Annotated in this window: 19 protein-coding genes and 1 pseudogene; 7 read left to right on the forward strand and 13 right to left on the reverse strand. The window is 48.7% G+C overall.

Annotation, left to right across the window (positions count from 1 at the left end):
- Positions 1-720, forward strand: a pseudogene (locus tag D9597_RS23200) (transposase); the annotation flags it as partial.
- Positions 721-767: 47 nt separating this feature from the next.
- Positions 768-1,175, forward strand: coding sequence for a pyrimidine (deoxy)nucleoside triphosphate diphosphatase (locus tag D9597_RS16270; protein WP_130223431.1), 408 nt, complete (start codon positions 768-770; stop codon positions 1,173-1,175).
- Here the strand turns inward: D9597_RS16270 and D9597_RS16275 are convergent.
- A complete protein-coding gene (locus D9597_RS16275; protein WP_130223433.1) occupies positions 1,135-1,407 on the reverse strand; it encodes a YnjH family protein in 273 nt (90 codons plus the stop codon). The two genes, D9597_RS16270 and D9597_RS16275, sit on opposite strands and share 41 nt — an antisense overlap.
- 295 nt (positions 1,408-1,702) lie before the next feature.
- On the opposite strand from D9597_RS16275, the gene gdhA reads away from it, so the two are divergent.
- Complete coding sequence (gene gdhA / locus D9597_RS16280; protein ID WP_130223435.1) at positions 1,703-3,046, forward strand: NADP-specific glutamate dehydrogenase; 1,344 nt, start codon at positions 1,703-1,705, stop codon at positions 3,044-3,046.
- A gap of 55 nt (positions 3,047-3,101) precedes the next feature.
- Here gdhA and D9597_RS16285 read toward each other — a convergent pair whose 3' ends face one another.
- The 5 genes from D9597_RS16285 to D9597_RS16305 all read right to left on the reverse strand — a co-directional run bounded on the left by D9597_RS16285 (position 3,102) and on the right by D9597_RS16305 (position 10,661).
- Complete coding sequence (locus D9597_RS16285) at positions 3,102-5,060, reverse strand: SEL1-like repeat protein (RefSeq protein WP_130223437.1); 1,959 nt, start codon at positions 5,058-5,060, stop codon at positions 3,102-3,104.
- On the reverse strand, positions 5,057-6,757 hold the full coding sequence (locus D9597_RS16290; RefSeq protein WP_130223439.1) for a molecular chaperone HscC: 1,701 nt from the start codon (positions 6,755-6,757) through the stop codon (positions 5,057-5,059). The genes D9597_RS16285 and D9597_RS16290 overlap by 4 nt, the downstream gene beginning before the upstream one ends.
- 241 nt (positions 6,758-6,998) lie before the next feature.
- The gene (gene topB / locus D9597_RS16295) at positions 6,999-8,945 is read right to left on the reverse strand and encodes a DNA topoisomerase III (protein ID WP_130218829.1); all 1,947 of its coding nucleotides are present in this window, start codon (positions 8,943-8,945) and stop codon (positions 6,999-7,001) included.
- A 4-nt stretch (positions 8,946-8,949) separates the two neighbouring features.
- A complete protein-coding gene (gene selD / locus D9597_RS16300) occupies positions 8,950-9,993 on the reverse strand; it encodes a selenide, water dikinase SelD (protein ID WP_097502026.1) in 1,044 nt (347 codons plus the stop codon).
- A gap of 116 nt (positions 9,994-10,109) precedes the next feature.
- The gene (locus tag D9597_RS16305) at positions 10,110-10,661 is read right to left on the reverse strand and encodes an NAD(P)H nitroreductase (protein WP_130218825.1); all 552 of its coding nucleotides are present in this window, start codon (positions 10,659-10,661) and stop codon (positions 10,110-10,112) included.
- Positions 10,662-10,822: 161 nt separating this feature from the next.
- Here D9597_RS16305 and sppA point away from each other — a divergent pair, with 161 nt between their 5' ends.
- From sppA to pncA, 4 genes are all read left to right on the forward strand, one after another.
- Positions 10,823-12,679 carry a signal peptide peptidase SppA gene (sppA, locus tag D9597_RS16310; protein WP_130223441.1) on the forward strand — a complete coding sequence of 619 codons (1,857 nt, stop codon included), beginning with the start codon at positions 10,823-10,825 and terminating at the stop codon, positions 12,677-12,679.
- A 115-nt stretch (positions 12,680-12,794) separates the two neighbouring features.
- Positions 12,795-13,505: an SIMPL domain-containing protein gene (locus D9597_RS16315; RefSeq protein WP_130208358.1), complete on the forward strand. Its 711-nt coding sequence runs from the start codon at positions 12,795-12,797 to the stop codon at positions 13,503-13,505.
- A 131-nt stretch (positions 13,506-13,636) separates the two neighbouring features.
- A complete protein-coding gene (gene ansA, locus D9597_RS16320) occupies positions 13,637-14,653 on the forward strand; it encodes an asparaginase (RefSeq protein ID WP_130223443.1) in 1,017 nt (338 codons plus the stop codon).
- 10 nt (positions 14,654-14,663) lie between these two features.
- Positions 14,664-15,305, forward strand: coding sequence for a bifunctional nicotinamidase/pyrazinamidase (gene pncA, locus D9597_RS16325; RefSeq protein ID WP_130223445.1), 642 nt, complete (start codon positions 14,664-14,666; stop codon positions 15,303-15,305).
- A 99-nt stretch (positions 15,306-15,404) separates the two neighbouring features.
- On the opposite strand, the gene D9597_RS16330 is transcribed toward pncA, so the two are convergent.
- From D9597_RS16330 to D9597_RS16360, 7 genes are all read right to left on the reverse strand, one after another.
- Positions 15,405-16,763 carry an MFS transporter gene (locus tag D9597_RS16330; RefSeq protein ID WP_130223447.1) on the reverse strand — a complete coding sequence of 453 codons (1,359 nt, stop codon included), beginning with the start codon at positions 16,761-16,763 and terminating at the stop codon, positions 15,405-15,407.
- Between the two features lie 119 nt (positions 16,764-16,882).
- Positions 16,883-17,641, reverse strand: coding sequence for a DeoR/GlpR family DNA-binding transcription regulator (locus tag D9597_RS16335; RefSeq protein WP_130223449.1), 759 nt, complete (start codon positions 17,639-17,641; stop codon positions 16,883-16,885).
- A 135-nt stretch (positions 17,642-17,776) separates the two neighbouring features.
- Positions 17,777-18,757, reverse strand: coding sequence for an NADH-dependent methylglyoxal reductase (ydjG, locus tag D9597_RS16340; RefSeq protein WP_130223451.1), 981 nt, complete (start codon positions 18,755-18,757; stop codon positions 17,777-17,779).
- A 9-nt stretch (positions 18,758-18,766) separates the two neighbouring features.
- Positions 18,767-19,714, reverse strand: coding sequence for a sugar kinase (locus D9597_RS16345; RefSeq protein ID WP_130223453.1), 948 nt, complete (start codon positions 19,712-19,714; stop codon positions 18,767-18,769).
- A 4-nt stretch (positions 19,715-19,718) separates the two neighbouring features.
- Positions 19,719-20,555, reverse strand: a complete 837-nt coding sequence (locus tag D9597_RS16350; RefSeq protein ID WP_130223455.1) for a ketose-bisphosphate aldolase — start codon at positions 20,553-20,555, stop codon at positions 19,719-19,721.
- Positions 20,556-20,575: 20 nt separating this feature from the next.
- On the reverse strand, positions 20,576-21,619 hold the full coding sequence (locus tag D9597_RS16355) for an NAD(P)-dependent alcohol dehydrogenase (protein ID WP_130223457.1): 1,044 nt from the start codon (positions 21,617-21,619) through the stop codon (positions 20,576-20,578).
- A gap of 15 nt (positions 21,620-21,634) precedes the next feature.
- Positions 21,635-23,014, reverse strand: coding sequence for an MFS transporter (locus D9597_RS16360; protein ID WP_130223459.1), 1,380 nt, complete (start codon positions 23,012-23,014; stop codon positions 21,635-21,637).
- Between the last annotated feature and the right edge of the window lie 16 nt (positions 23,015-23,030).

Consider the following 23,030-nt stretch of genomic DNA (forward strand, 5'->3'; position numbering starts at 1 on the left):
TCAGACTGAAAGTGAAGTATCAACTCCGGTTCACCCTTCAGTATCAATGGTCGGACTGGATGCTGGCGTGGCTAAACTTGCCACGCTGTCAGATGGCACAGTCTTTGAGCCTGTAAACAGTTTCCAGAAAAACCAGAAAAAGCTGGCGAGACTTCAGCGACAGTTAAGCCGCAAGGTCAAACTCAGCAACAACTGGCAGAAGCAGAAACGCAAAATACAGTGTCTGCATTCCCGTATCACAAATATCCGCAGGGACTACCTTCACAAAGTCACAACGACAATCAGCAAAACCACGCAATGATAGTCATTGAGGATTTGAAGGTCAGCAACATGTCAAAGTCAGCAGCGGGTACGGTCGGCCAGCCGGGGCGCAATGTCCGGGCAAAATCAGGTTTAAACCGTTCGATACTGGACCAGGGCTGGTATAAAATGCGCCGCCAGCTTGAGTACAAAGAGCTCTGGCGTGGCGGTCAGGTGCTTGCGGTTCCGCCAGCGTACACAAGCCAGCGTTGCGCGTGCTGTGGTCATACAGCGAAAGAAAATCGCCCGTCACAAAGTAAATTCGAGTGTCAGGCATGTGGATATACAGCGAACGCCGATGTAAACGGCGCTCGTAACATTTTAGCGGCGGGACACGCCGTTCTTGCCTGTGGAGGGATGGTGCAGTCAGGCCGCCCGTTGAAGCAGGAACCCACCGAAATGATTCAGGCGACAGCCTGAATGTAGCAGGGATCCACGTCCTTCAGGGCTGGGAGGATGTCAAGAAAATGATTGATGTTGTTGCCGCCATTATCGAACGGGATGGCAAAATTTTACTCGCACAACGTCCTGTCCATAGCGATCAAGCGGGATTATGGGAATTTGCTGGCGGTAAAGTCGAACCAGGAGAAAGCCAGCCGCAGGCGCTGACACGCGAGTTGCGTGAAGAGCTCGGTATCGATGCTATCATCGGGAAATATGTAGCCAGCCACCAGCGGGAAGTTTCAGGGCGTATTATCCATCTTCATGCCTGGCACGTACCCGACTTCCACGGGACGTTACAGGCACATGAACATCAGGCGTTGGTCTGGTGCTCACCTGAAGAGGCAATGCAATATCCGCTGGCCCCTGCTGACATTCCGCTTTTACAGGCGTTTATGGCTTTACACGCCGCCAGACCAACGGATTGGTGCTAATGGTTTTATCATCCCGCTGGCATTGCAGCAGTATTCCCTCTGCTTTAATCACTGCCCCTTCGGAATAGTTTTGATCCTGATAAACGCAGCACTGGCTACAAGGCTGCGCCGACTGTCCGCCAGAACTAAACACTTCTGGCGGCACATTCACGTCCACATCCGGACGATAATGCTGATTAGCCAGCGCAAAAAACGGGAATACCAACGCTACGGCGAACAATGCTCGACTCACTGGAAACTCCTTATATTTCGTTGCCTATGTACTGATATCGGTAGGCTGACGGCAAAACTTAAGCGTCTGGTTGCCGGATGCGGCGTGAATGCCTTATCCACCAAATGTCCCCATTTTGGTAGGCCGAAGAAGATGTATCCGACATTAGGCGGCGTTTATAAATTCCTCACATTATTAATTTGCTTTCCGGTGTCATTTTTTACTTGCTTACCGTCACATTCTTGATGGTATAGTCGAAAACTGCAAAACAAACAACATACGCACAATCGTCTTAATATATAAGGGTTTTATATCTATGGATCAGACATATTCTCTGGAGTCATTCCTCAACCATGTACAAAAGCGCGACCCGAATCAAACCGAGTTCGCGCAAGCCGTTCGTGAAGTAATGACCACACTCTGGCCTTTTCTTGAACAAAATCCCAAATATCGCCAGATGTCATTACTGGAGCGTCTGGTTGAACCGGAGCGCGTGATCCAGTTTCGCGTGGTATGGGTTGACGATCGCAACCAGGTGCAGGTCAACCGAGCATGGCGCGTGCAGTTCAGCTCCGCCATCGGCCCGTACAAAGGCGGTATGCGATTCCATCCGTCAGTTAACCTCTCCATTCTCAAATTCCTCGGCTTCGAGCAAACCTTCAAAAATGCCCTGACTACCCTGCCGATGGGCGGTGGTAAAGGCGGCAGCGATTTCGACCCGAAAGGGAAAAGCGAAGGCGAAGTGATGCGTTTCTGCCAGGCACTGATGACTGAACTGTATCGCCACCTGGGCGCGGATACCGACGTTCCGGCAGGTGATATCGGCGTTGGTGGTCGTGAAGTCGGCTTTATGGCGGGGATGATGAAAAAGCTCTCTAACAATACCGCCTGCGTCTTCACCGGTAAGGGGCTTTCTTTTGGCGGCAGTCTTATTCGCCCGGAAGCCACCGGCTACGGTCTGGTTTATTTCACAGAAGCGATGCTAAAACGCCACGGTCTTGGTTTTGAAGGGATGCGCGTTTCCGTTTCTGGCTCCGGCAACGTTGCCCAGTATGCTATCGAAAAAGCGATGGAATTTGGTGCTCGTGTGATCACTGCGTCAGACTCCAGCGGCACTGTAGTTGATGAAAGCGGATTCACGAAAGAGAAACTGGCACGTCTTATCGAAATCAAAGCCAGCCGCGATGGTCGAGTGGCAGATTACGCCAAAGAATTTGGCCTGGTCTATCTCGAAGGCCAACAGCCGTGGTCCGTACCGGTTGATATCGCCCTGCCTTGCGCCACCCAGAACGAACTGGATGTTGACGCCGCGCATCAGCTTATCGCCAATGGCGTTAAAGCCGTCGCCGAAGGGGCAAATATGCCAACCACCATCGAAGCGACTGAACTGTTCCAGCAGGCAGGCGTACTGTTTGCTCCGGGTAAAGCGGCTAATGCTGGCGGTGTAGCAACATCGGGCCTGGAAATGGCGCAAAACGCTGCGCGTCTGGGCTGGAAAGCCGAGAAAGTTGACGCACGTTTGCATCACATCATGCTGGATATCCACCATGCCTGTGTTGAACATGGTGGTGAAGGTGAGCAAACCAACTACGTGCAGGGCGCGAACATTGCGGGCTTTGTGAAGGTTGCGGATGCGATGTTAAGCCAGGGCGTGATTTAATCGTTATTACAATCGTCTGGTTTTCCTTATAACCAGACGATTTTCCCTGAGTTAATTAAATCCTTAGCAGACGTTTGCAATTTGCAGCCGTTTGTTCTGCATCCTGAATATCCTGTTCAGACATTAAGCATCGCAACGCATCTTTTTCAATCCAGGGGTTGTTATTTCCGGCAATTGTTAACCACATCCATGCTTGTTTATTATCAATTTTAGCGCCTGTCCCCTGAGCATACATTGCCGCAGTCTGGTGTTGCGCTTCGGTCGACCCTAAACGCGCCGCTTTTTCATACCAGTGCAGCGCATGATTTTCATCTTTTGCGATATCTTTTGTACCGTAGAGATACATTTCGGCTAACAAAAATATCGCCTCTATTCGCCCACGCTGCGCTGCACCAGTAAGCCATTGAATAGCCTCAGCGTTATTTTCAGGATCATCATTGTTGGTTAAATAGTATTTCCCCAATTCATACATGGCATCCCCGGAACCATTTTTTGCAGATCGGGTAAACCAGTACAGTGCTTTTTCCGGATCCTGAGGAATTTTTTCGCTTTCACTATACAACCTTGCAGTATGATATTGTGCGTCAGGATGGTCCTGTTCCGCCGATTGCAAAAACCAACGATGGGCCTGTACCTCATCGCGCGCCACGCCAATCCCTTGTATATACATTTGTCCCAACTCATATTGGGCCAGTTCATGCCCTTGTGTGGCGGCAGATAAATACCACCGTAATGCTTCTTCGTAATTTCGTAATGGCTCAACAGCAAAGCGAGAGATACGGGCAAGTTCATATTGCGCAGATGTTTTGCCATTTTCGGCTGCAAGTAAAAACCATTTTCTTGCCTCACTAATGTTCTTGTCCGTCCCCTTTCCATCGTTATACATAACGCCCAACGCATACTGAGCATCGATAACATTATGCTGCGCGGCGCGGGTAAACCAGTTAAAGGCTAATTTTAGATCCTGTGCAACTTCATCACCTTCGTAATACATTTTGCCAAGAGAATACCAGGCAAGTGAATAGCCTTGCTCTGCAGCATGTAAGCAAGACTGGAATACAGAAGATGGATAATAATAAAGACCTTTTAATTTTATAGCATTTAACAACTTTTCATATCCACTATGATGTTGCATTGCTAAATTATTGAAGCGCTCTGTTAATTTCCACTTGCGAATCATTTTTTCTTTTCGCCAGGAATATGATAAACGCTCTATTAACAATGCCATATAGTTGTCTGATAGTTCAAATTCAGCGACTTTATTTAATACTGCGATATCAAACCATTTCAGGCTCTCTTCATTATCCTTTAATGATTGATAAATCGTAGCCATTTCCTTCCCGTTTTCCATTTCTTCCAGTGGAGACAAGTTACTGGCAAAGAAAGGGGTAATTTGTTTTTCGATGCGATAATAAAGAAGACAACTTTCGTTAATTTCTGTCTGGATAGCGGGTTGCCTACTGCCTGCAACTAAATGCCATCTGAACGTTTGTGCTGCAGCGAGAGTTAATAGTGGCCGGAATACCCGATGAAGATGCAGTAATAACGCTTCTTCAAAGCACATTCGTGAGCTGAGATCTTTTTTCTCAAGGAAAGATAACGCCTTAGCAAGTTGCATGGGGGCGTGTTCGGGAATAGCTTCATTCTCCTCAAAGAGCATATCCAGAACGGCTTGCCAGGTGAGTTCCCCTTCTGATTTAACAGCGATGTCTGGAAGTGGATGACCAGAAAAGGTGTTGGGTGCGCGAAATGTCATCACAGGACGAGGATGAACAATCCCCCTGGACATATTGATCGGTTGCTCTTCTTCCTCTTCTTGCCACTGTTCTTCTTCATCTTCTTGCCACAGCTCTTCGTCGTCATAACGTAAAGCCTGTTCATAAGCATCGTGCAATTGTTGCCAGGCTTCGGGAGAATCTTCCGGGCGGCAATTTTTTACCAGTTGCGCATAACGACGCTTAATATCTCGTTCATCCACGCCAGGTTGTAAACCTAATATTTCCCAGCAGTTCATTGCAGACGCTCCCATTCCAGAGAGTCTAATGTAGGTTCAACTTTAGCCCGAAAATCAGCAAGTTGATCAGGATCCTGCTTCTCGAGTAGATAACTGAATTGACGAGAGCAATTGCTTATCCAGTCTCGTGTTTCCACAAGCGTAAGTTGATAGAGGTTATCAAGACGGGCAATAAAGGCCTGGTTTATCTGTTCATCGCGTGGGTGAATTTTTAACAGGCTTAATTTGGACAACGACTGCTGTATTTGTTCTTCCGTTAATGCCCCTGGATTCTGTTCAATAACCAGACTATTTTTAGCCCCTGTCAGTGGCACGCTGATATCAACATCAAGAATACCGTTAATGTCGTACGTAAAACGAACATCAATACGCACAACACCGGCCGGTTTTGGGGGAACATTCACTGACAACTCCGCAAGGAAAATATTATCAGCCACCATCCTGCTTTCACCCTGGTAGATTTTAAAATTAACCTCTGTTTGTTGATCATGTGCCGTGTAAAAGGCACGAACGCGACTACAAGGAATACTTCTGTTACGTTCAATTACTGGTGCAAAATAACCTGATTCGCGGGTATGCCCCAGCGATTTAGAGGTATCAACGCCCAGCGTATAAGGGCAAACATCGGTCACTACTACATCTTGTAATTCGCTGTGGCGCACTTTAAGTGCGGCCTGAATAGCCGCGCCCTGAGCAATGACTTCATCAGGGTTTAAATGCATTGCCGGTATACGACCAAAAAGTCGTGTCACAAGTTTGCGAATCAGCGGCATACGTGTAGTGCCACCAACAAGAACGACCTGGTCTAATTGGCTAATATTAATTTTGGCATCGCGAATTGCCCGTTCCAGTGGCATACGGATTCGCTCGAAAAAGGTCCGTAATAAAAATTCAAATTTTTCTGTGGTCAGATGCCAGTAATATCGCCTTCCTTCAATCTCCATACTGAAAGTAGCTTCGTCGCGCATACTAAGCACGCGTTTCACACGCTCCGCTTCGATGCGTAAATGGCGCTGGAGTGTCGGTTCACGCCATTCAATATTTTCAGGAAGATCCATACGTGAGCAATATGCATCGATCAGGATATCGACAATATCTTCACCACCTAAAAAGTTATCCCCGGCACTGGCACGTACTTCGATAATATTGTCAAACAACTCCAGTATGGAGACATCGAATGTACCGCCACCTAAATCGAATACCAGAAATTGATGTTCATCATCTTTATTATGCAAACCATACGCCAGTGCAGCGGCGGTTGGTTCGTTAATTAAACGTTCGACGTTTAAGCCTGCCATTGAAGCTGCCAATTTTGTTGCTTTGCGTTGTACATCACCAAAATAAGCAGGTACGCTAATTACTGCTTCTGTTATCTCTTCACCTAAATAGCTTTCAGCATCTTCTTTTAGCTGACGTAATATCAGCGATGAGAGTTCTTCTGCCCGAAATTCACGTCCGCCCAATTTAAACGTCTTTGATGTGCCCATCATGCGTTTAAAATTGGCTGCACAGTTTTGTGGTTTGATGAGTTGCAGGTCACGAGCTGCCTCCCCAGTCAAAACTATACCATCTTCATCAACACAAACTACGCTGGGCGTTAAAAACTTGCCTAACGCATTGGGGATCAGTTCACTTTGTCCATTTCGCCAGACTGCTGCCAGACTGTTAGTCGTCCCGAGATCGATACCGATAATCATAATTATCCTCTTCAAATAAATGAACTGTTTCTTTTATAGAGCAGTTATATATATTCGTTTTGTGAATAATGTTCACAACCCCTGCGTTTTAAAATAATTTATAATGATGCAGCCAATAACATTAATCACGTGAATATAAAGACATTCCGTTAATAATTTTAGCTGTGGATATTTATATCATAATAAATAAAGCCAATGGCAGAATATCTACCACTGGCTTTGTTTAAGAGTGGAAACCGAATTAATTAGCAGAATCCGTATTATCTTTTTTAGGCTTTGCCGCTTTTTTCACACGTTTATTGGGTGCTTTTTTAACTGACTCCCCACCTGGTGCCACAATTCCCCTGAACTGCCTGACCGGAGTGCTGCGAGCCTGATCAATCAGTTGGTAAAGCGTCCCCACCAGCGGCTGCATAAAGTCCTGGTAGCGACACTGCTTTTCGCTGATTTGCGTCAGCACCGATTCCCAGTGTGCGGTCATGTCCGGTCGCGTAGCCATTTCTGGCAGCGAATGGAATAACGCTTTTCCGGCGTCGGTGGAGTGGATATAGCGCCCTTTTTTGGTCAGGAAACCACGCTTGAACAACAGTTCAATAATCCCGGCACGCGTTGCTTCTGTTCCCAGACCATCGGTCGCACGAAGGATCTTTTTCAGATCTTTGTCCTGCACAAAGCGCGCGATCCCGGTCATCGCCGAAAGCAGTGTTGCATCGGTAAAATGGCGTGGAGGCTGCGTTTGCCGCTCTACCACTTCACCTTTTTCACACAGCAACTCATCGCCTTTCGCCACTACAGGCAGTGGTGTACCGTCGTTTTCTTCATCGCGCTCTTTGCTGCCTAACAGCGTGCGCCAGCCTGCTTCGGCAAGAAAACGGGCTTTAGCGACAAATTTGCCTTTGGCAATGTCCAGTTCGATAACACACTTGCGGAACACCGCATCCGGGCAGAACTGCATCAGGTATTGACGAGCAATCAGGTTATAGACCTTCGATTCGTTCTCCGTCAGGTTGATGGCAGAACTACGCGCGGTCGGGATAATGGCGTGGTGAGCATCGACCTTTTTGTCATCCCAGCAGCGGTTGCGTAAATTCGGGTCAACCACCGGCTGCGGCAATAGTCCCGGCGCATGAACGCTGATGGCATTCATCACCGCGTGGCGTCCGGCAAAATGTTCTTCTGGCAAATAACGACAATCGGAACGCGGATAAGTGATTAGCTTGTGTGTTTCGTACAGCTTCTGGCAGATATCAAGCACGTTCTGCGCGCTCAGACCAAAGCGTTTTGCCGCTTCAATCTGCAACGCCGAAAGCGAAAACGGCAGCGGCGCGGATTCTGATTCCCGTTTATCGTTATAGCTGGTGACGATCGCCGGTTGACCACTGATGCGGTTAACCACATGCTCCGCCAGCGGGCGATGCAATAAGCGCCCTTCTTCATCCTGGTACGGTTCACACGCTTCGCTCGGTTGCCAGATAGCGGTAAACCGCTCATCGGCAGGTGTCACGATATGCGCTTTGACCTCAAAGAAATCTTTCGCCACGAAGTTTTCAATTTCTTCGTCGCGGCGCACTACCAGCCCGAGCACAGGCGTCTGCACGCGTCCAACGGAAAGTACGCCCTGATAACCCGCATTGCGACCGAGAATGGTATACGCACGGGTCATATTGATGCCGTACAGCCAGTCGGCACGCGCTCGCGCCAGCGCAGAAACGCACAGCGGCACAAACTCGCTATTGGAGCGAAGACGATCGATCGCCCGCTCAACCGCCTGCGGGTTCAGGTCGTTGATCAAGCAACGCTGCACCTGCTGGCGCTTTTCCGGTGCCAGTTGCAGGTAGTCCAGCACTTCATCCACCAGCAATTGCCCTTCACGATCCGGGTCACCGGCATGAACAATTTCGCTGGCTTCATGCAGAAAGCGTTTGATGACGTTAAGTTGTTTGGTTACAGAGGGGCGTGGTTGCAGTTGCCACTTTTCCGGGACAATCGGCAAATCCGCCAGATTCCAGCGCGCATAGCGGCTGTCGTAGACGTCTGGCTGCGCCTGCTCAAGCAGGTGACCGATACACCAGGTCACCACCTGACCATTGCCGCACTCGATAAAGCCATCGCCTTTACGGTGCGGTTTGGGCAGGACATCAGCAATAGCGCGTGCCAGACTCGGTTTTTCGGCTATAAACAACCGCATTGAATTAACGGATCTCAACCATGACACGACCGCCACGCGCAGGCACCAGTTCGCCAATCGCCGTCAGCTCAATGCCAAACTCGGCTGCGGTAGCTTTGACTTCATTTTCAGCTTCCGGCATCACCGCCAGCAGCAGACCACCAGAGGTTTGCGGATCGCACAACAGATCGCGTACTTCACGCGGCATTTCGCCCATCAAATGGCCGTAGCTGGCAAAGTTGCGTTCGGTGCCACCCGGCACAGCGCCCAGTTTAATGTACTCTTCCACGCCCGGCAGTTTCGGGATCGCTTCATAATCGACGCGAGCCTGCACGCCTGCCCCCTGGCACATTTCGCTCAAGTGGCCCAGCAGACCAAAGCCCGTAACGTCGGTCATCGCTTTTACGCCTTCGATGTTGGCAAAAGACGCACCTGCGATATTCATCCGGCACATCACTTCCGTCGCCAGCCCCTGATGCTCTGGTTTGAGCAGTGATTTTTTCTCAGCCGTGGTAAGAACGCCAATTCCCAGCGGTTTCGTCAGGAACAGTTTACATCCGGCTTGTGCGGTGCTGTTTTTCTTCACTCGTTCAGTCGGTACGATCCCCGTCACCGCCAGACCAAAAATGGGTTCCGGCGCGTCGATGGAGTGACCGCCTGCCAGCGCAATACCCGCCTGACGACATGCATAGCGGCCACCTTCGGTCACTTCGCGGGCAATTTCCGGGGAAAGTTTGTTAATCGGCCAGCCAAGGATCGCAATGGCCATAATCGGTTTGCCGCCCATCGCGAAGATATCGCTGATAGCATTAGTCGCCGCAATGCGGCCAAAATCGAAAGGATTATCAACGATCGGCATAAAGAAATCGGTGGTGCTGATGACACTGGTGCCATTACCAAGATCGTATACTGCCGCATCGTCGCGGGTTTCGTTACCCACGAGCAAATTCGGATCAACAAACTTCGCCTGCTCGCTGTGCAGAATGGTTTCCAACACTTTTGGGGAAATTTTACAGCCGCAACCTGCTCCGTGGCTGTATTGGGTCAAACGAATCGAGTTCTCGCTCATGGACATCTCCTGTCAATGCAATCCGGGTATGGTAACCTTCATTCCGTGAAGTGATAAGTGAGAGTGTCTGAATTCCTGCGCCTTTGCTCATAATCCAGACAGTTTTGCGAAAATTATCAAAAATAAGTCACAAACGGCGTCGGATCCGGAACGTTAATCGACGTTGACGCTTTCAATTGCGGCGTGCCGAGATAGAGAAAGCCGACAATTTTATCCTGCTCCCGACAGCCGAACGCCTCGCGCACCACCGGACTTTCGGTTAACCCGCCACTACGCCAGATGCCACCAAAGCCCTGGGCAACCGCCGCCATTTGCATCGCCATAACCGCGCAACCCGCAGACATCTCTTGCTCCCAACGCGGGACTTTATGATTTTCTTCACATTTCGCCACCACGGTGATGATGAGCGGCGCACGGAACGGGGCATTACGGGCTTTGTCGATAGCTTTATCATCACTACCCGCAGCAATTGCACCCTGTTGCAGCACGGTACTGAAACGTTCGCGGCCTTCCCCTTCAATCACAAAAAAATGCCACGGTTGCATGGACTTATGGTCCGGTGCACGCATTCCGGCACGCAGGATATTTTGCAGTTGTTCGCCAGTCGGAGCAGGTTCAGCCAGACGTGAGGCGCTGCGGCGGTTGATCAATAGTTCGAGTGCATCCATTTGATTAACTCCTGTCATGATGTTTATTCACAAAATTAACACGAGAGTGGATTTTGTTACAGCACAGTCCGCGATTCCTGCTGACAAGTGCCGGTTGGGTCATTACGATAACCACATCTATTGCACCTGCAACAGGTGTGACCTTTAGTCTGGGAGAATACATGCGAACCCTTTGGCGATTTATTGCCGGATTTTTTAAATGGACGTGGCGTCTGCTCAATTTTGTCCGTGAAATGGTACTTAACCTGTTCTTTATTTTCCTCGTGCTGGTTGGCGTGGGGATCTGGATGCAGGTCAGTAGTAGCGATACCAAAGAAACCGCCGGTCGTGGCGCATTACTGCTCGATATTTCAGGCGTGATCGTCGATAAGCCCGACAGTTCGCAGCGGTTTAGTAAGTTAAGCCGCCAGCTGCTTGGCGCCAGTTCCGATCGTCTGCAGGAAAATTCGCTGTTTGATATCGTGAACACGATTCGCCAGGCTAAAGATGACCGGAATATCACCGGTATCGTGATGGATTTGAAAGATTTTGCGGGCGGCGACCAACCGTCTATGCAGTACATCGGCAAAGCCCTGAAAGAGTTTCGTGACAGCGGTAAACCGGTTTATGCCATTGGCGAGAACTACAGCCAGGGGCAATATTATCTCGCAAGTTTCGCCAACAAAATTTGGCTGTCCCCGCAAGGCGCGGTTGATCTGCACGGTTTTGCCACCAACGGTCTGTACTACAAATCGTTGCTGGATAAGCTGAAAGTTTCCACCCATGTGTTCCGCGTGGGTACGTATAAATCTGCCGTTGAACCGTTTATTCGTGATGATATGTCCCCGGCGGCTCGCGAAGCCGATAGCCGTTGGATTGGCGAACTGTGGCAAAACTATCTCAACACCGTTGCCGCTAACCGCCAGATCCCTGCCCAGCAGGTATTCCCTGGGGCGCAAGGGCTACTTGCAGGCTTAACCAAAACGGGTGGCGATACTGCGAAGTACGCGCTGGACAACAAACTGGTCGACGCGCTGGCAACGAATGCCGAAATTGAAAAAGCCCTGACCAAAGAGTTTGGCTGGAGCAAGGCTGATAAAAATTATCGCGCCATCAGTTATTACGATTACGCACTGAAAACTCCGGCTGATACCGGCGATAGCATCGGTGTCGTCTTCGCTAATGGCGCGATTATGGATGGCGAAGAAACTCAGGGGAATGTTGGCGGCGATACGACTGCGGCACAAATCCGTGACGCTCGCCTTGATCCGAAAGTGAAAGCGATCGTTCTGCGCGTAAACAGCCCTGGCGGAAGCGTAACGGCTTCTGAAGTGATTCGCTCTGAACTGGCAGCCGCCAGAGCCGCTGGCAAGCCTGTGGTTGTGTCAATGGGCGGTATGGCGGCATCCGGTGGTTACTGGATCTCCACGCCGGCCAATTACATTGTGGCTAACCCGAGCACCCTGACCGGTTCTATCGGTATCTTCGGCGTGATCACCACGGTAGAAAACAGCCTGGATTCGATTGGTGTACATACCGATGGCGTGTCTACATCACCATTGGCAGATGTTTCCATCACTAAATCACTGCCGCCAGAAGTGCAGCAGATGATGCAATTGAGCATTGAGAACGGCTATAAACGCTTTATCACGCTGGTTGCTGATTCGCGTAATTCGACGCCAGAGCAGATTGATAAAATCGCCCAGGGCCATGTCTGGACCGGTCAGGATGCAAAAGCGAATGGGCTGGTCGATAGTCTCGGTGATTTCGATGATGCAGTTGCCAAAGCGGCTGAACTGGCAAAACTGAAACAATGGCATCTGGAATATTACGTCGATGAACCGACCTTCTTCGACAAGGTGATGGACAACATGTCAGGTTCAGTACGGGCGATGCTGCCAGATACGCTCCAGACCATGCTGCCTGCGCCGCTGGCCTCGGTCGCTTCAACCGTTAAAAGCGAAAGCGACAAGCTGGCAGCCTTTAACGATCCGCAAAATCGTTACGCGTTTTGCCTGACCTGCGCCAACGTGCGTTAATTCCTGCAAATATGTGGCCGATATGCTGTCGGCCACGCTCCTGAACCGGACTGTCTTTCACTCCCTCTCTCCACTACATTCCCTTGCTCATTTAGCATCTGATATGGAGTCATCAGTGAATAAGGCACCCTCTTTAATTGCCGCGATTGTCCTCGGACTGGGGATCAGCGCCTGTGGTTATTTTGTTGGCGATGGTGTTAAACATCTAAAAACCAACAACCGTTATGTGAACGTGCGGGGGCTTTCAGAAAAAGAAGTTCGCGCAGATACGGCTGAATTAACAATTGCTATCAACTTTAAGGGTAATGTTCCTGGCGAACTGTTCCCGAAACTTGAAGATGCGCAGAAAAAGATTGTTGCCGAATTCCACGCTCAGGGGATTAACGATAAAGAGATCAACGTGGGTCAATGGACAAGTAAGCGAACGGATGCCTTTTACCTCAAAGATGATCCGACGATGCCACGCTATAACGCTGACGGGTCTGTTACGATAAAAACGCATAACGTTGCTGCTGTCGAAAAAGTCGTCGCGAAACTAAACGACCTGCAAATCGCCACAGATGGCGCGATCGCTGATAGCAAAATCGCCTATCGCTTTAATGGTATTGGCGCAGTTCGCGCGGAGATGATTGCTGCCGCAACGAAAGACGCACGCAACGCAGCATTACAGTTTGCGACAGATTCAGGTAGTCAGGTGGGGTCCATTAGCGATGCGTCACAAGGCGTATTCCAGATCTTCGCCAGTGGCAGTGACGAAGATGATCCCTCGGCGATTAACAAAACGGTGCGTGTAGTCACGACCGTAACCTATGCGTTGCAGGATTAACCATTTTTCTCCGGCGGAACGCTAATCCCTCTGTTCCGCCGGGCTGTTCTCATATCCACAGAGTATCCAGGTGCGCTTGCCGCCCCTCACGTATATACTTTTGCTCTTTCGGTATCATTCATATCAATATCATGCAAAAGAAATCAATTTACGTTGCCTACACGGGCGGGACCATCGGGATGCAGCGTTCCGAGCAGGGATATATTCCGGTGTCGGGCCATCTACAACGCCAACTGGCGCTGATGCCAGAGTTCCATCGCCCGGAGATGCCGGATTTCACCATTCATGAATACACGCCGCTGATGGATTCTTCTGACATGACGCCAGAGGACTGGCAGCATATTGCTGAAGATATTAAAGCGCACTATGACGAGTACGATGGTTTTGTCATTCTGCACGGCACCGACACGATGGCGTATACCGCCTCTGCGCTGTCGTTCATGCTGGAGAACCTCGGAAAACCGGTTATTGTGACAGGGTCACAAATCCCATTAGCCGAGTTACGCTCTGACGGTCAAATCAATTTGCTGAATGCGTTGTACGTTGCGGCGAACTATCCCATCAACGAAGTCACACTCTTTTTTAATAATCGCCTGTATCGCGGCAACCGCACCACCAAAGCCCATGCCGATGGTTTTGATGCCTTCGCGTCACCAAACCTTCCACCGTTACTGGAAGCGGGTATTCATATTCGCCGTTTAAATACACCGCCCGCCCCACACGGCACTGGTGAGCTGATCGTTCATCCGATTACACCACAGCCGATCGGCGTAGTGACGATTTATCCGGGGATTTCTGCTGACGTCGTACGTAACTTCCTGCGTCAACCGGTTAAGGCGTTGATTCTGCACTCTTATGGCGTGGGTAATGCGCCGCAAAACAAAGCATTCCTGCAAGAATTACAAGAAGCCAGCGATCGCGGAATTGTGGTGGTTAACCTGACACAATGCATGTCCGGTAAAGTCAATATGGGCGGTTATGCCACCGGTAACGCCCTCGCCCATGCCGGTGTTATTGGCGGTGCGGATATGACCGTAGAAGCCACGCTAACCAAACTGCACTACCTGCTCAGCCAGGGACTGGATACCGAAACCATTCGCAAGGCCATGAGCCAAAACCTGCGCGGCGAACTGACGCCGGATGATTAAGGAGACTGTAATGCCCCAACGCGCTCTGTTACTGGTCGATTTACAAAATGATTTCTGCGCTGGCGGTGCGCTGGCTGTTGCCGAAGGCGATAGCACGGTTGATGTTGCTAATGCCCTGATAAGCTGGTGCAAAGCGCGCGGTGAAGTGGTCGTCGCCAGTCAGGACTGGCATCCGGCCAATCACGGCAGCTTCGCCAGCCAGCAAGGTGTAGAGCCTTATACACAGGGTCAGCTCGATGGCCTACCGCAAACCTTCTGGCCCGATCACTGTGTGCAACACAGCGAAGGTGCGGCGTTGCACCCTCTGCTGGCGCAAAAGTCGATTGATGCCGTGTTTCACAAAGGCGAAAATTCTTTAGTCGACAGTTACAGTGCCTTTTTTGATAACGGGCGGCGGCAGAAAACCGAGCTCGATGGTTGGTTACGCGACCATGAAATCAATGAATTGATCGTTATGGGGCTGGCTACGGACTATTGCGTGAAGTTTACCGTCCTGGACGCATTACAGTTAGGTTATAAGGTGAACGTGATTACCGATGGCTGTCGTGGCGTGAATATCCAGCCGCAGGACAGTGCGCACGCGTTTATGGAGATGTCAGTTGCCGGAGCAACATTGTACACGCTGGCAGACTGGGAAGAGACGCAGGGATAAAATTAGTCAGATCCATCTCTGGCCTACAATTCCTTAATTACATCGTAGGCCAGATAAACACGCCAGCTGCGTCTGGCAATTGACACAATCAGCGAAAATTCAATTCACACCAGAAATTCGTTCCAGCGACACCTTTCGCGTTTCGATGCCAAAAATGGAGAGGACCAGCGCACATAACACCAACATGACACCAAGCACCATAAAGACCGTTATCGAACCATAATGCGTTAATAACGCCGCGACGCCATACGGAGTGAAGACCGCGACGATTCGTCCTACTGCATTAACAAATCCCGAGCCGCGCAGGCGTAAATGGGTTGGCCAAAGTTCCGGGATATACACCGCCGACGCGAAACAAACATACATATAAAGAAAGAAGATCATCACCAGGCCATAGCCTAAAATAGCCCATTCTGTAGTTTGTATTGAATATATATATCCCAACACAGCAATAATTATAAGCAAAGACGAGCCAAATAATCGGCGAGGAAAGTGATCAATAACTAATGCAGCTATAAATATTCCAACCGGAGCACCAATCATAATAACAGCGGTCATTAATATCGATTTATCAACATCAATACCAGAGTTAACAAATATGGTCGGTATCCATACGGTGATAGTATAAAGCGAAATATTCATTGCAATCAAAACCGTAATCGCGACTAACGTGCGCCGCAACATCTCGCCTTTAAATAGCAACCAAAAAGTACCACTGATTTCATGACTCCGACTTTCGCTTTGCCTCAAAGCAAGTGGTGGTAGATGAATACCCTTCTCTTTTTCGATTTGCTGCTCTACTTCACGAAGTTGTCTTTCTGCTCCCGGTAATTGTCCAATACCCGCCAGCCAACGAGGCGACTCAATAAAATATTTACCAGAAAGTAACCATGCTAATATTATCCCAACGCCGCCCAGTAGAAACATTATGCGCCAACTGAAGAAAGCGATAACGACAACGCCAATCGCCGCTGACAACATGGGCGACCAGTTGCCGACAAATGAGAGTCGCGCGGACCATTTTCCACGAACCAGAGCGGGAATAAACTCAGTAAATGAAGCATAGCCAACCATAATCAGCGCCCCCATTCCTGTCCCCATAAGGAAGCGAAAGAAGATGAGCCAGTACATATCAGGGACGAAAGAAGCGCCTGTCGCCGCAATACCGACAATCAGAAGGTTTACGCGGAATGCCCGGCGCCGTCCACAGTAATCACCAATGAATCCACCGGCAAGCGAACCGAGGAAATAACCAAACATCAATGCCGACGTAAAAGCAGCATTGAGGAAATTATTTGACCATCCATTGCTTACCAGCTTTGCTAAGACGACATTACCGGAGTAACTCAAAAACCCCGTTAATAACAGACTAAAACTTATAATGCCAAATATACGATAATGAAACCGTGCCAAAGGCAAGCGGTCCAGTCTTGCGCCAATTTGATCATATTGTTCCATTTGGTGCCTCGAATTTTGCTAAAAAAGGTAGCAATTGCGGCAAATTTACTTGCCGCATTTTTATCATCATTTTATTTCACAGGCGCTGGAACAAATAACATTGACAACGTGTGTTTAAGCTACCACACCAGCCGGATATTATTGTCTTTGCAAAATTCTTCCCATTCTGCACCCGGTGATTTATCAGTTATTATGTAATTAATATGACTAAAGTCAGCTAACTGGACAAAAGCCTTGCGATCAAACTTGGAGTGATCGACTAATAACGCGACTTCTGCCGCCTGGCGGATCATTGTCTTTTTGATTTCAGCTTCAGCTTCGTTCGAGTCCAGCGCGCCACTGTTAATATCAAGACCTTTACAACTCATCACCATAATATCGACGTGATAACGACTGATGATCTCTTTAGTAATTCGTCCTTGCAGAGAAAGTGTGTTTTTGTTCAGTTCCCCACCGGTTGAAACAACTTTAATTTCTGACTGAGCCAGAACATGAATGGCTTCCGCCGAGTTGGTCAGCAACGTCAGGTCACTACGGTCCTGTAACAATTTGAGCAATTCCATAACGGTACTACTGGAATCGGCTGCCATCGTCGTTTTATTGTCGATAAAGGGTAATGCCTTGCGAGCAATAAGCTGCTTCTCTTCATAAAACGACGAAGCGCGCTTATAAAAATGAATATTTTCCGTCAGCATCGCTGTATTTAAAACAGCGCCACCATAAGTTCTGGTCAAAAAGCCTTCATCTTCCAGCTTCTCAAGATCGCGGCGAATGGTTTCTTCGGTTACCTGAAAAATCGAGCTCAAATTCGAAACCGTTACTTTTTTATCGTTGGCAACCATCTGTTTAATTGCCTGAATCCTGTCTTTTGCCGCCACGATTACACCCCTGTCTCTTTTACATCACATTAGCGCGATTATCGCATAAGCGATGTTTACTTTCAAAATAACCTGTTTGAATCACAGATTTTCATCACAGTTTTCAAAGAAACAGAGGTGGTTCGTGTGGAGTAGTTAACGCCCCAGGGCCTCTGCCATTCCCCTCATCAATATTGCATCAGCATCCGATAAGTTGATATTCAGTGCCGCCACGTTTTCGCGTACCTGTTCCGGCGCGGTTGCTCCACTAAGAATGGAGATTAAATCACTCTGTTTTAATATCCACGCCAGCGCCAGAGTAGGAATTGTGCACTGATAACGCGCACAAAGTGGCCGCCACTGTTCAAGCATATCAATCACTTTGAGCATATTTTCACGCTGGAACCAAACTTTATTTGCCCGTGCTCCGCCCGGAATATAATCGCGAGTGATGGTACCTGTCAGCAGTCCCTGCTCTAGCGGGGAATAGACCTGAACCACAATGCCGTTATCCTGACATAGCGGCAGCAGTTCGTTTTCCATTGCCCGATCGAGGATGCTATATTTCGCCTGAATAATATCCAGCTCACCATATCGCAGATATTCGCGTATATGGTCAGCTTCGACATTAGCAGCGCCTATCGAACGAATCTTCCCCTCAGCCTTCAGTTCATTAAGTACTGCTACGGTTTCTGCAATCGGCGTAAAACAAGGCGGCACCGACTGCCAGTGCGTCATGTAAATATCGATGTAGTCAATGCCGAGACGTTGCAAGCTGGCATCGACTTCTTCGCGGATAGATTCAGGAGAGAGGTTTTTGTACAACTGACGATCGCCGACTTTGTTGAATAAACTGCCTTCTCGTTCCCAGACAATACCGCATTTCGTTTCGACGACAATTTGTTCGCGAGGCAATTGTTTTAACGCCTGCCCGACAATAACTTCACTATTCCCAAAGTTATATCCTGGCGCAGTATCAATCAGGTTAATACCGCAACGATGAGCTTCAATAATTGTATCAATACAAATTTGCCGATCGAGATCGCCATTCCATGCAGGGCCACCGCCAATGGCCCATGTCCCCAACCCCATCCGAGAAAGCGTTATATCCGTTGTGCCTAAAGGTATCATTTTCATTTGCCTTCATTACCCTTCATATTCTTCCAGCAATTGTTCGACCAGCTTTCTGTTTTTCACACCGGTGGTGGCACCAACACTCAGTACCGATATAGCTGCCGTTGCATTGGCGAAGCGCGCGCATTCACGCAGTTCTTTACCTTCCAGCAGTGCCGCAATAAAACCTGAAGCAAAGTTATCGCCCGCGCCAATGGTGTCGATGGCCGTAATTCCCGCTACTGCTGGTACCGTCATCGTCATTTCACCACGCTTGATATAACAGCCGTTTTTACCCGTCTTAATTACTACCGTTTTTACACCGCACTCAAGAAAGCAGTCAGCAATTTCATCCAACGTATCTTTCCCTGTGAGTAATTTTGCCTCGGCAAAATTTGGAAACAGATAATCGACATAACTCAATGCTTCGCAAATATCATCCAGCGTTTCATTCAACCGCGGTTTGATCATATCGGCACAAATGATCATCTGCCGGGCTTTCGCTTGCGTAAAAATTTCTGTTAGCGCTTTACCATCCAATAGAGGACTGTTGAAAATACTGGCCAGTGATAATAATTTCGCCTGAGGAAACCGCACAAAATCAACATCGTCAATATTCAATTTCCACAGACTGCCGTTACGGTTCGTGACAAACGTCCGCTCGCCATCCTCCGTCACCAGTCCAACGTTAATAGAGGTATCTATGCTGACATCCTGTTTCAGGCTTTGAATATCAATATTCTCTTTGCGACAATGGTCGAGAATAAATTGCCCTGCGGCATCTTTACCAATGCGGCTCATTAATGTCGTACGATGACCCAAACGAGAAATAATTGTTGCTTCATTTATTGCATCGCCCCCGGTGGTCATTGCGATTCTTTCAAGAGGATAAGAATCTACATCAAAGATATTTTTACTGACCGGTTGTAATGGAATATCAACAATAGCGGCACCTATACAAATAACATCGAGATTATCCATATCATCATTCCGCTTTGCCATCAGAACCAAACAGTTTAATTTTTTCCAATGCCCGTTCTTTTACGGCTTTACGCACTTCACGCTCTAAATGCAGGAAAGGCTGGTCCTGGTTTTCTTTCACTGCCACCATTGCGGCCTGACACAGTTCCGTATGAATGTTGATTTTCGCGATACCCAACGAAATAGCAGTTTTAATGTCAGCATCACTGATCCCCGATGCGCCATGTAAAACCAGCGGAACAGAAACGGCATCGCGCACGCGTTTGACGACCTCAAAGTTCAATTGCGGCTCTGACGTATAAACCCCATGCTGGTTGCCAATGGCGACAGCCAATGAGTCACAGCCCGTGCGTTCAACAAATTCTGCGGCCTGGTCAGGATCGGTATAGTGATAGCCCGCCAGCGCTTCCTCATAAACGGTTTCATTACCGACATGCCCTAATTCCGCCTCTACCGGAATACCCAGCGGATGGAAGAAATCAACAGCCTCTTTGGTTAAACGAATATTTTCTTCGAAATCAAACGCGGATGCATCGCGCATTAAGGAGTTCATTCCATGAGTCCAGGCGTTATGGATAATTTCCATACTCCGCCCATGATCCCAGTGGGTAATTACCGGTACCGTTGCTTTTTGTGCCATCGATACCATCATATGCGAGAAATCTTCGAATGAGGTATTTCCGACAAATCCCGTACCAAAAGAAATAATAACCGGTGATTTTGCTTCTTCTGCTGCGTCGATAACACCCATTAACATTTCAGCATTCCATACGTTAAAATGGGCAATTGCATAATGTTTATTGGTGGCATCGTTTTCCCAAAATCTGATATCTGCTAGCATATTCCGTTCTCCCGTAGTAATTAATCGCTAAGTTTAATAACGCCTTTAATAATGTCGCGTTTGTTGTTAACCGACTCTTCAAATGCCTGTTGTACATCCTGGTAATCGTAAATATGCGTTACCATCGATTTCACATCGAATCGCCCTGATGAAATAGCTTCAATCGTGACCGGATAACGGTTGGCATAGCGGAAAACCGTCTGGATGGTGACTTCCCGATTGATTTTGAGAAAGTTGATGGCCGAATCGCCGGGTACTGTGCCGACAATCATAATTTTTCCACCGCGCATCACCAGATAGGGAGCTTGTTTTACCGTTACCGCAGAACCCGCTGTTTCAAAAACAATATCTGCACCCATGTCTTCGGTAAATTGCTGACAGCACGCAATAGTGTCTTGTTTAGCACCATTGATGACCATTGCCGCACCAAGCTGTTCCGCCATTGCCAGACGTTTTTCCAGCACATCGACCACGGCAATTTCCGTTGCCCCGAGGCACTTGCAGGCTTGCAAAGTCATTAAACCAATACATCCCGCGCCCAGAATGACAATCTTTTTGCCAGGTTTAACATCTGCCAGCATGGCGGCGTGCATCCCGACCGCCGCAGGCTCCACCAGCGCCCCTTCCATCGTGTCCATGTTGTCGGGCAGTTTGTAAGTAAAGCTCGCCGGATGACACAGATAGTGCGTTAATGCACCACGGTAGTTCGGTTGCGTCGCCATAAAATCGACATCCGGGCAAATGTTGTATTTGCCTTCCAGGCAGTAACGGCAGTGGCCACAAGGAACGCCAGGTTCGATATTTACCCGATCCCCTGGTTTAAATTTACGCACGCGGCTTCCCACAGCCACAATCGTCCCCGCACATTCATGGCCCAGGCCAATTTCCTGATTTGGGTCTTTAGGTGGAATAAACGGCCCTGATTCAAAACCATGTACATCTGAACCGCAAATACCGACATATTCCACTTTAATCAGCACTTCATCTTCTTTGGGTACGGGTATATCTGCAGCAATAATTTTCATGGTGCCAGGTACTTGTAATATTGCTTTTGAATTTTTCATTTCTCCCCCTAAAAATTATTTATTAGTCACAGCTTCAATACTTAGACTTTCAACCGAGACACCTTTGGTTTCAATTCCAATGGTGGCGATAGCAATTGCAACAATAATTGAAACAGCGCCAAGCAGGATAAATACCCCAGTAACACCATAGCTGCTTAGTAACACTGCGACGGCATAAGGTGCGGCAATACCACTGATCCGCCCTACTGCATTCGCCAGGCCCGAGCCACGCAATTTGGCTTCTGTCGGCCAGATTTCAGGTACATACACTGCCGAGGCATAGCAAACGTACATATAGACGAAAGTAATCAGGAAGAAACCAATCAACGTTATGAGCAACATACTGGTTTGCAGTGAATAGATATATCCGAGCACCGCAATCAGAATTAACAGCCCAACACCCATTGTTTTGCGCGGAATTTTATCCATCACCAGCATGGCAATAAAAATGCCAAACGGCGCGCCAAACATACTCATAGTATTTAAGACAATGGAGTCTTTTAAATTAATTCCCTGGGTCATGAATATCGTTGGCAACCAGTTAATTAACGTGTACTGCACAACGTTCATGGCAATAAGTACACAAGAGCCTAAAATAACGCGTCTCAGTAATACTCCCGTCAGTAAGGCAGAATAAGGCACCGCTTGTGGTGCTTTACCGTCATCAGCAATAACCACTGGCGGTAAGGGTTTACCCGTCTGGCGAATGACCCCTTCTTCAATGTTCCGCATGACTTGCTCTGCTTCCTGATACCGTCCGCGCGATTCCAGCCAGCGCGGTGATTCAGGAAAGTAACGCCAGGCCAGCGCGGTAGCGATAAGCGACAATATTGCGGGAATGAGCAGTTGTACCCGCCAGTTCCACTCGGCACTAATTAGCGGTGTAAGTCCCATCGCAATCAATGAACAGAGCGGATATGACCAGTTGCCAATAAATGAAACCCGACTGGACCACGTTCCACGATTTCTACCGGGCATATATTCGGTGAAGCCGGCAAACAGAGTAACCAGTAATGCCCCCAGCCCGACCCCCATCACAAAGCGGCAGGCAATCAAGAAATCCATATTTGGCGAGAAAGCGCCAATAACCATAGAGACAATATGAATGGCCTCATAGAGGATGAACGCGTTTCTGCGTCCGGTTTTGTCTCCGATAATGCCGCCCACCAGCGCACCGAGAAACATTCCGGCGGTCGTAATTGCCGAGAAGGTGGCGGTGGTGGAGTTATCTGTCCAGCCCAACGCTTTTAACTGCGCGAGAATCAAGCCTCCTACGGCATTACTCCAGCAGACAAGCAAGCCAAAAGCGACGACGGCAAACATTGATGAATGCCAGCGACAATCCGGTAAACGATCCAGCCGGGCGCCGCAATGCGGTTTTGTTATCTGTTCCATGCGATAACGTTCCTTC

The organism is Escherichia sp. E13S3, from assembly GCF_004212325.1.
Taxonomy (GTDB): domain Bacteria; phylum Pseudomonadota; class Gammaproteobacteria; order Enterobacterales; family Enterobacteriaceae; genus Escherichia.

What these genes read in the sequence shown, in the direction of transcription:
- D9597_RS16350 (WP_130223455.1), bottom strand. Translation starts at nt 20,555, where the DNA reads ATGCTAGCAGATATCAGATTTTGGGAAAACGATGCCACCAATAAACAT.
- ansA (WP_130223443.1), top strand. Translation starts at nt 13,637, where the DNA reads ATGCAAAAGAAATCAATTTACGTTGCCTACACGGGCGGGACCATCGGG.
- D9597_RS16345 (WP_130223453.1), bottom strand. Translation starts at nt 19,714, where the DNA reads ATGGATAATCTCGATGTTATTTGTATAGGTGCCGCTATTGTTGATATT.
- D9597_RS16305 (WP_130218825.1), bottom strand. Translation starts at nt 10,661, where the DNA reads ATGGATGCACTCGAACTATTGATCAACCGCCGCAGCGCCTCACGTCTG.
- gdhA (WP_130223435.1), top strand. Translation starts at nt 1,703, where the DNA reads ATGGATCAGACATATTCTCTGGAGTCATTCCTCAACCATGTACAAAAG.
- D9597_RS16285 (WP_130223437.1), bottom strand. Translation starts at nt 5,060, where the DNA reads ATGAACTGCTGGGAAATATTAGGTTTACAACCTGGCGTGGATGAACGA.
- D9597_RS16360 (WP_130223459.1), bottom strand. Translation starts at nt 23,014, where the DNA reads ATGGAACAGATAACAAAACCGCATTGCGGCGCCCGGCTGGATCGTTTA.
- topB (WP_130218829.1), bottom strand. Translation starts at nt 8,945, where the DNA reads ATGCGGTTGTTTATAGCCGAAAAACCGAGTCTGGCACGCGCTATTGCT.
- D9597_RS16330 (WP_130223447.1), bottom strand. Translation starts at nt 16,763, where the DNA reads ATGGAACAATATGATCAAATTGGCGCAAGACTGGACCGCTTGCCTTTG.
- D9597_RS16355 (WP_130223457.1), bottom strand. Translation starts at nt 21,619, where the DNA reads ATGAAAAATTCAAAAGCAATATTACAAGTACCTGGCACCATGAAAATT.
- selD (WP_097502026.1), bottom strand. Translation starts at nt 9,993, where the DNA reads ATGAGCGAGAACTCGATTCGTTTGACCCAATACAGCCACGGAGCAGGT.
- D9597_RS16290 (WP_130223439.1), bottom strand. Translation starts at nt 6,757, where the DNA reads ATGATTATCGGTATCGATCTCGGGACGACTAACAGTCTGGCAGCAGTC.
- D9597_RS16270 (WP_130223431.1), top strand. Translation starts at nt 768, where the DNA reads ATGATTGATGTTGTTGCCGCCATTATCGAACGGGATGGCAAAATTTTA.
- pncA (WP_130223445.1), top strand. Translation starts at nt 14,664, where the DNA reads ATGCCCCAACGCGCTCTGTTACTGGTCGATTTACAAAATGATTTCTGC.
- ydjG (WP_130223451.1), bottom strand. Translation starts at nt 18,757, where the DNA reads ATGAAAATGATACCTTTAGGCACAACGGATATAACGCTTTCTCGGATG.
- sppA (WP_130223441.1), top strand. Translation starts at nt 10,823, where the DNA reads ATGCGAACCCTTTGGCGATTTATTGCCGGATTTTTTAAATGGACGTGG.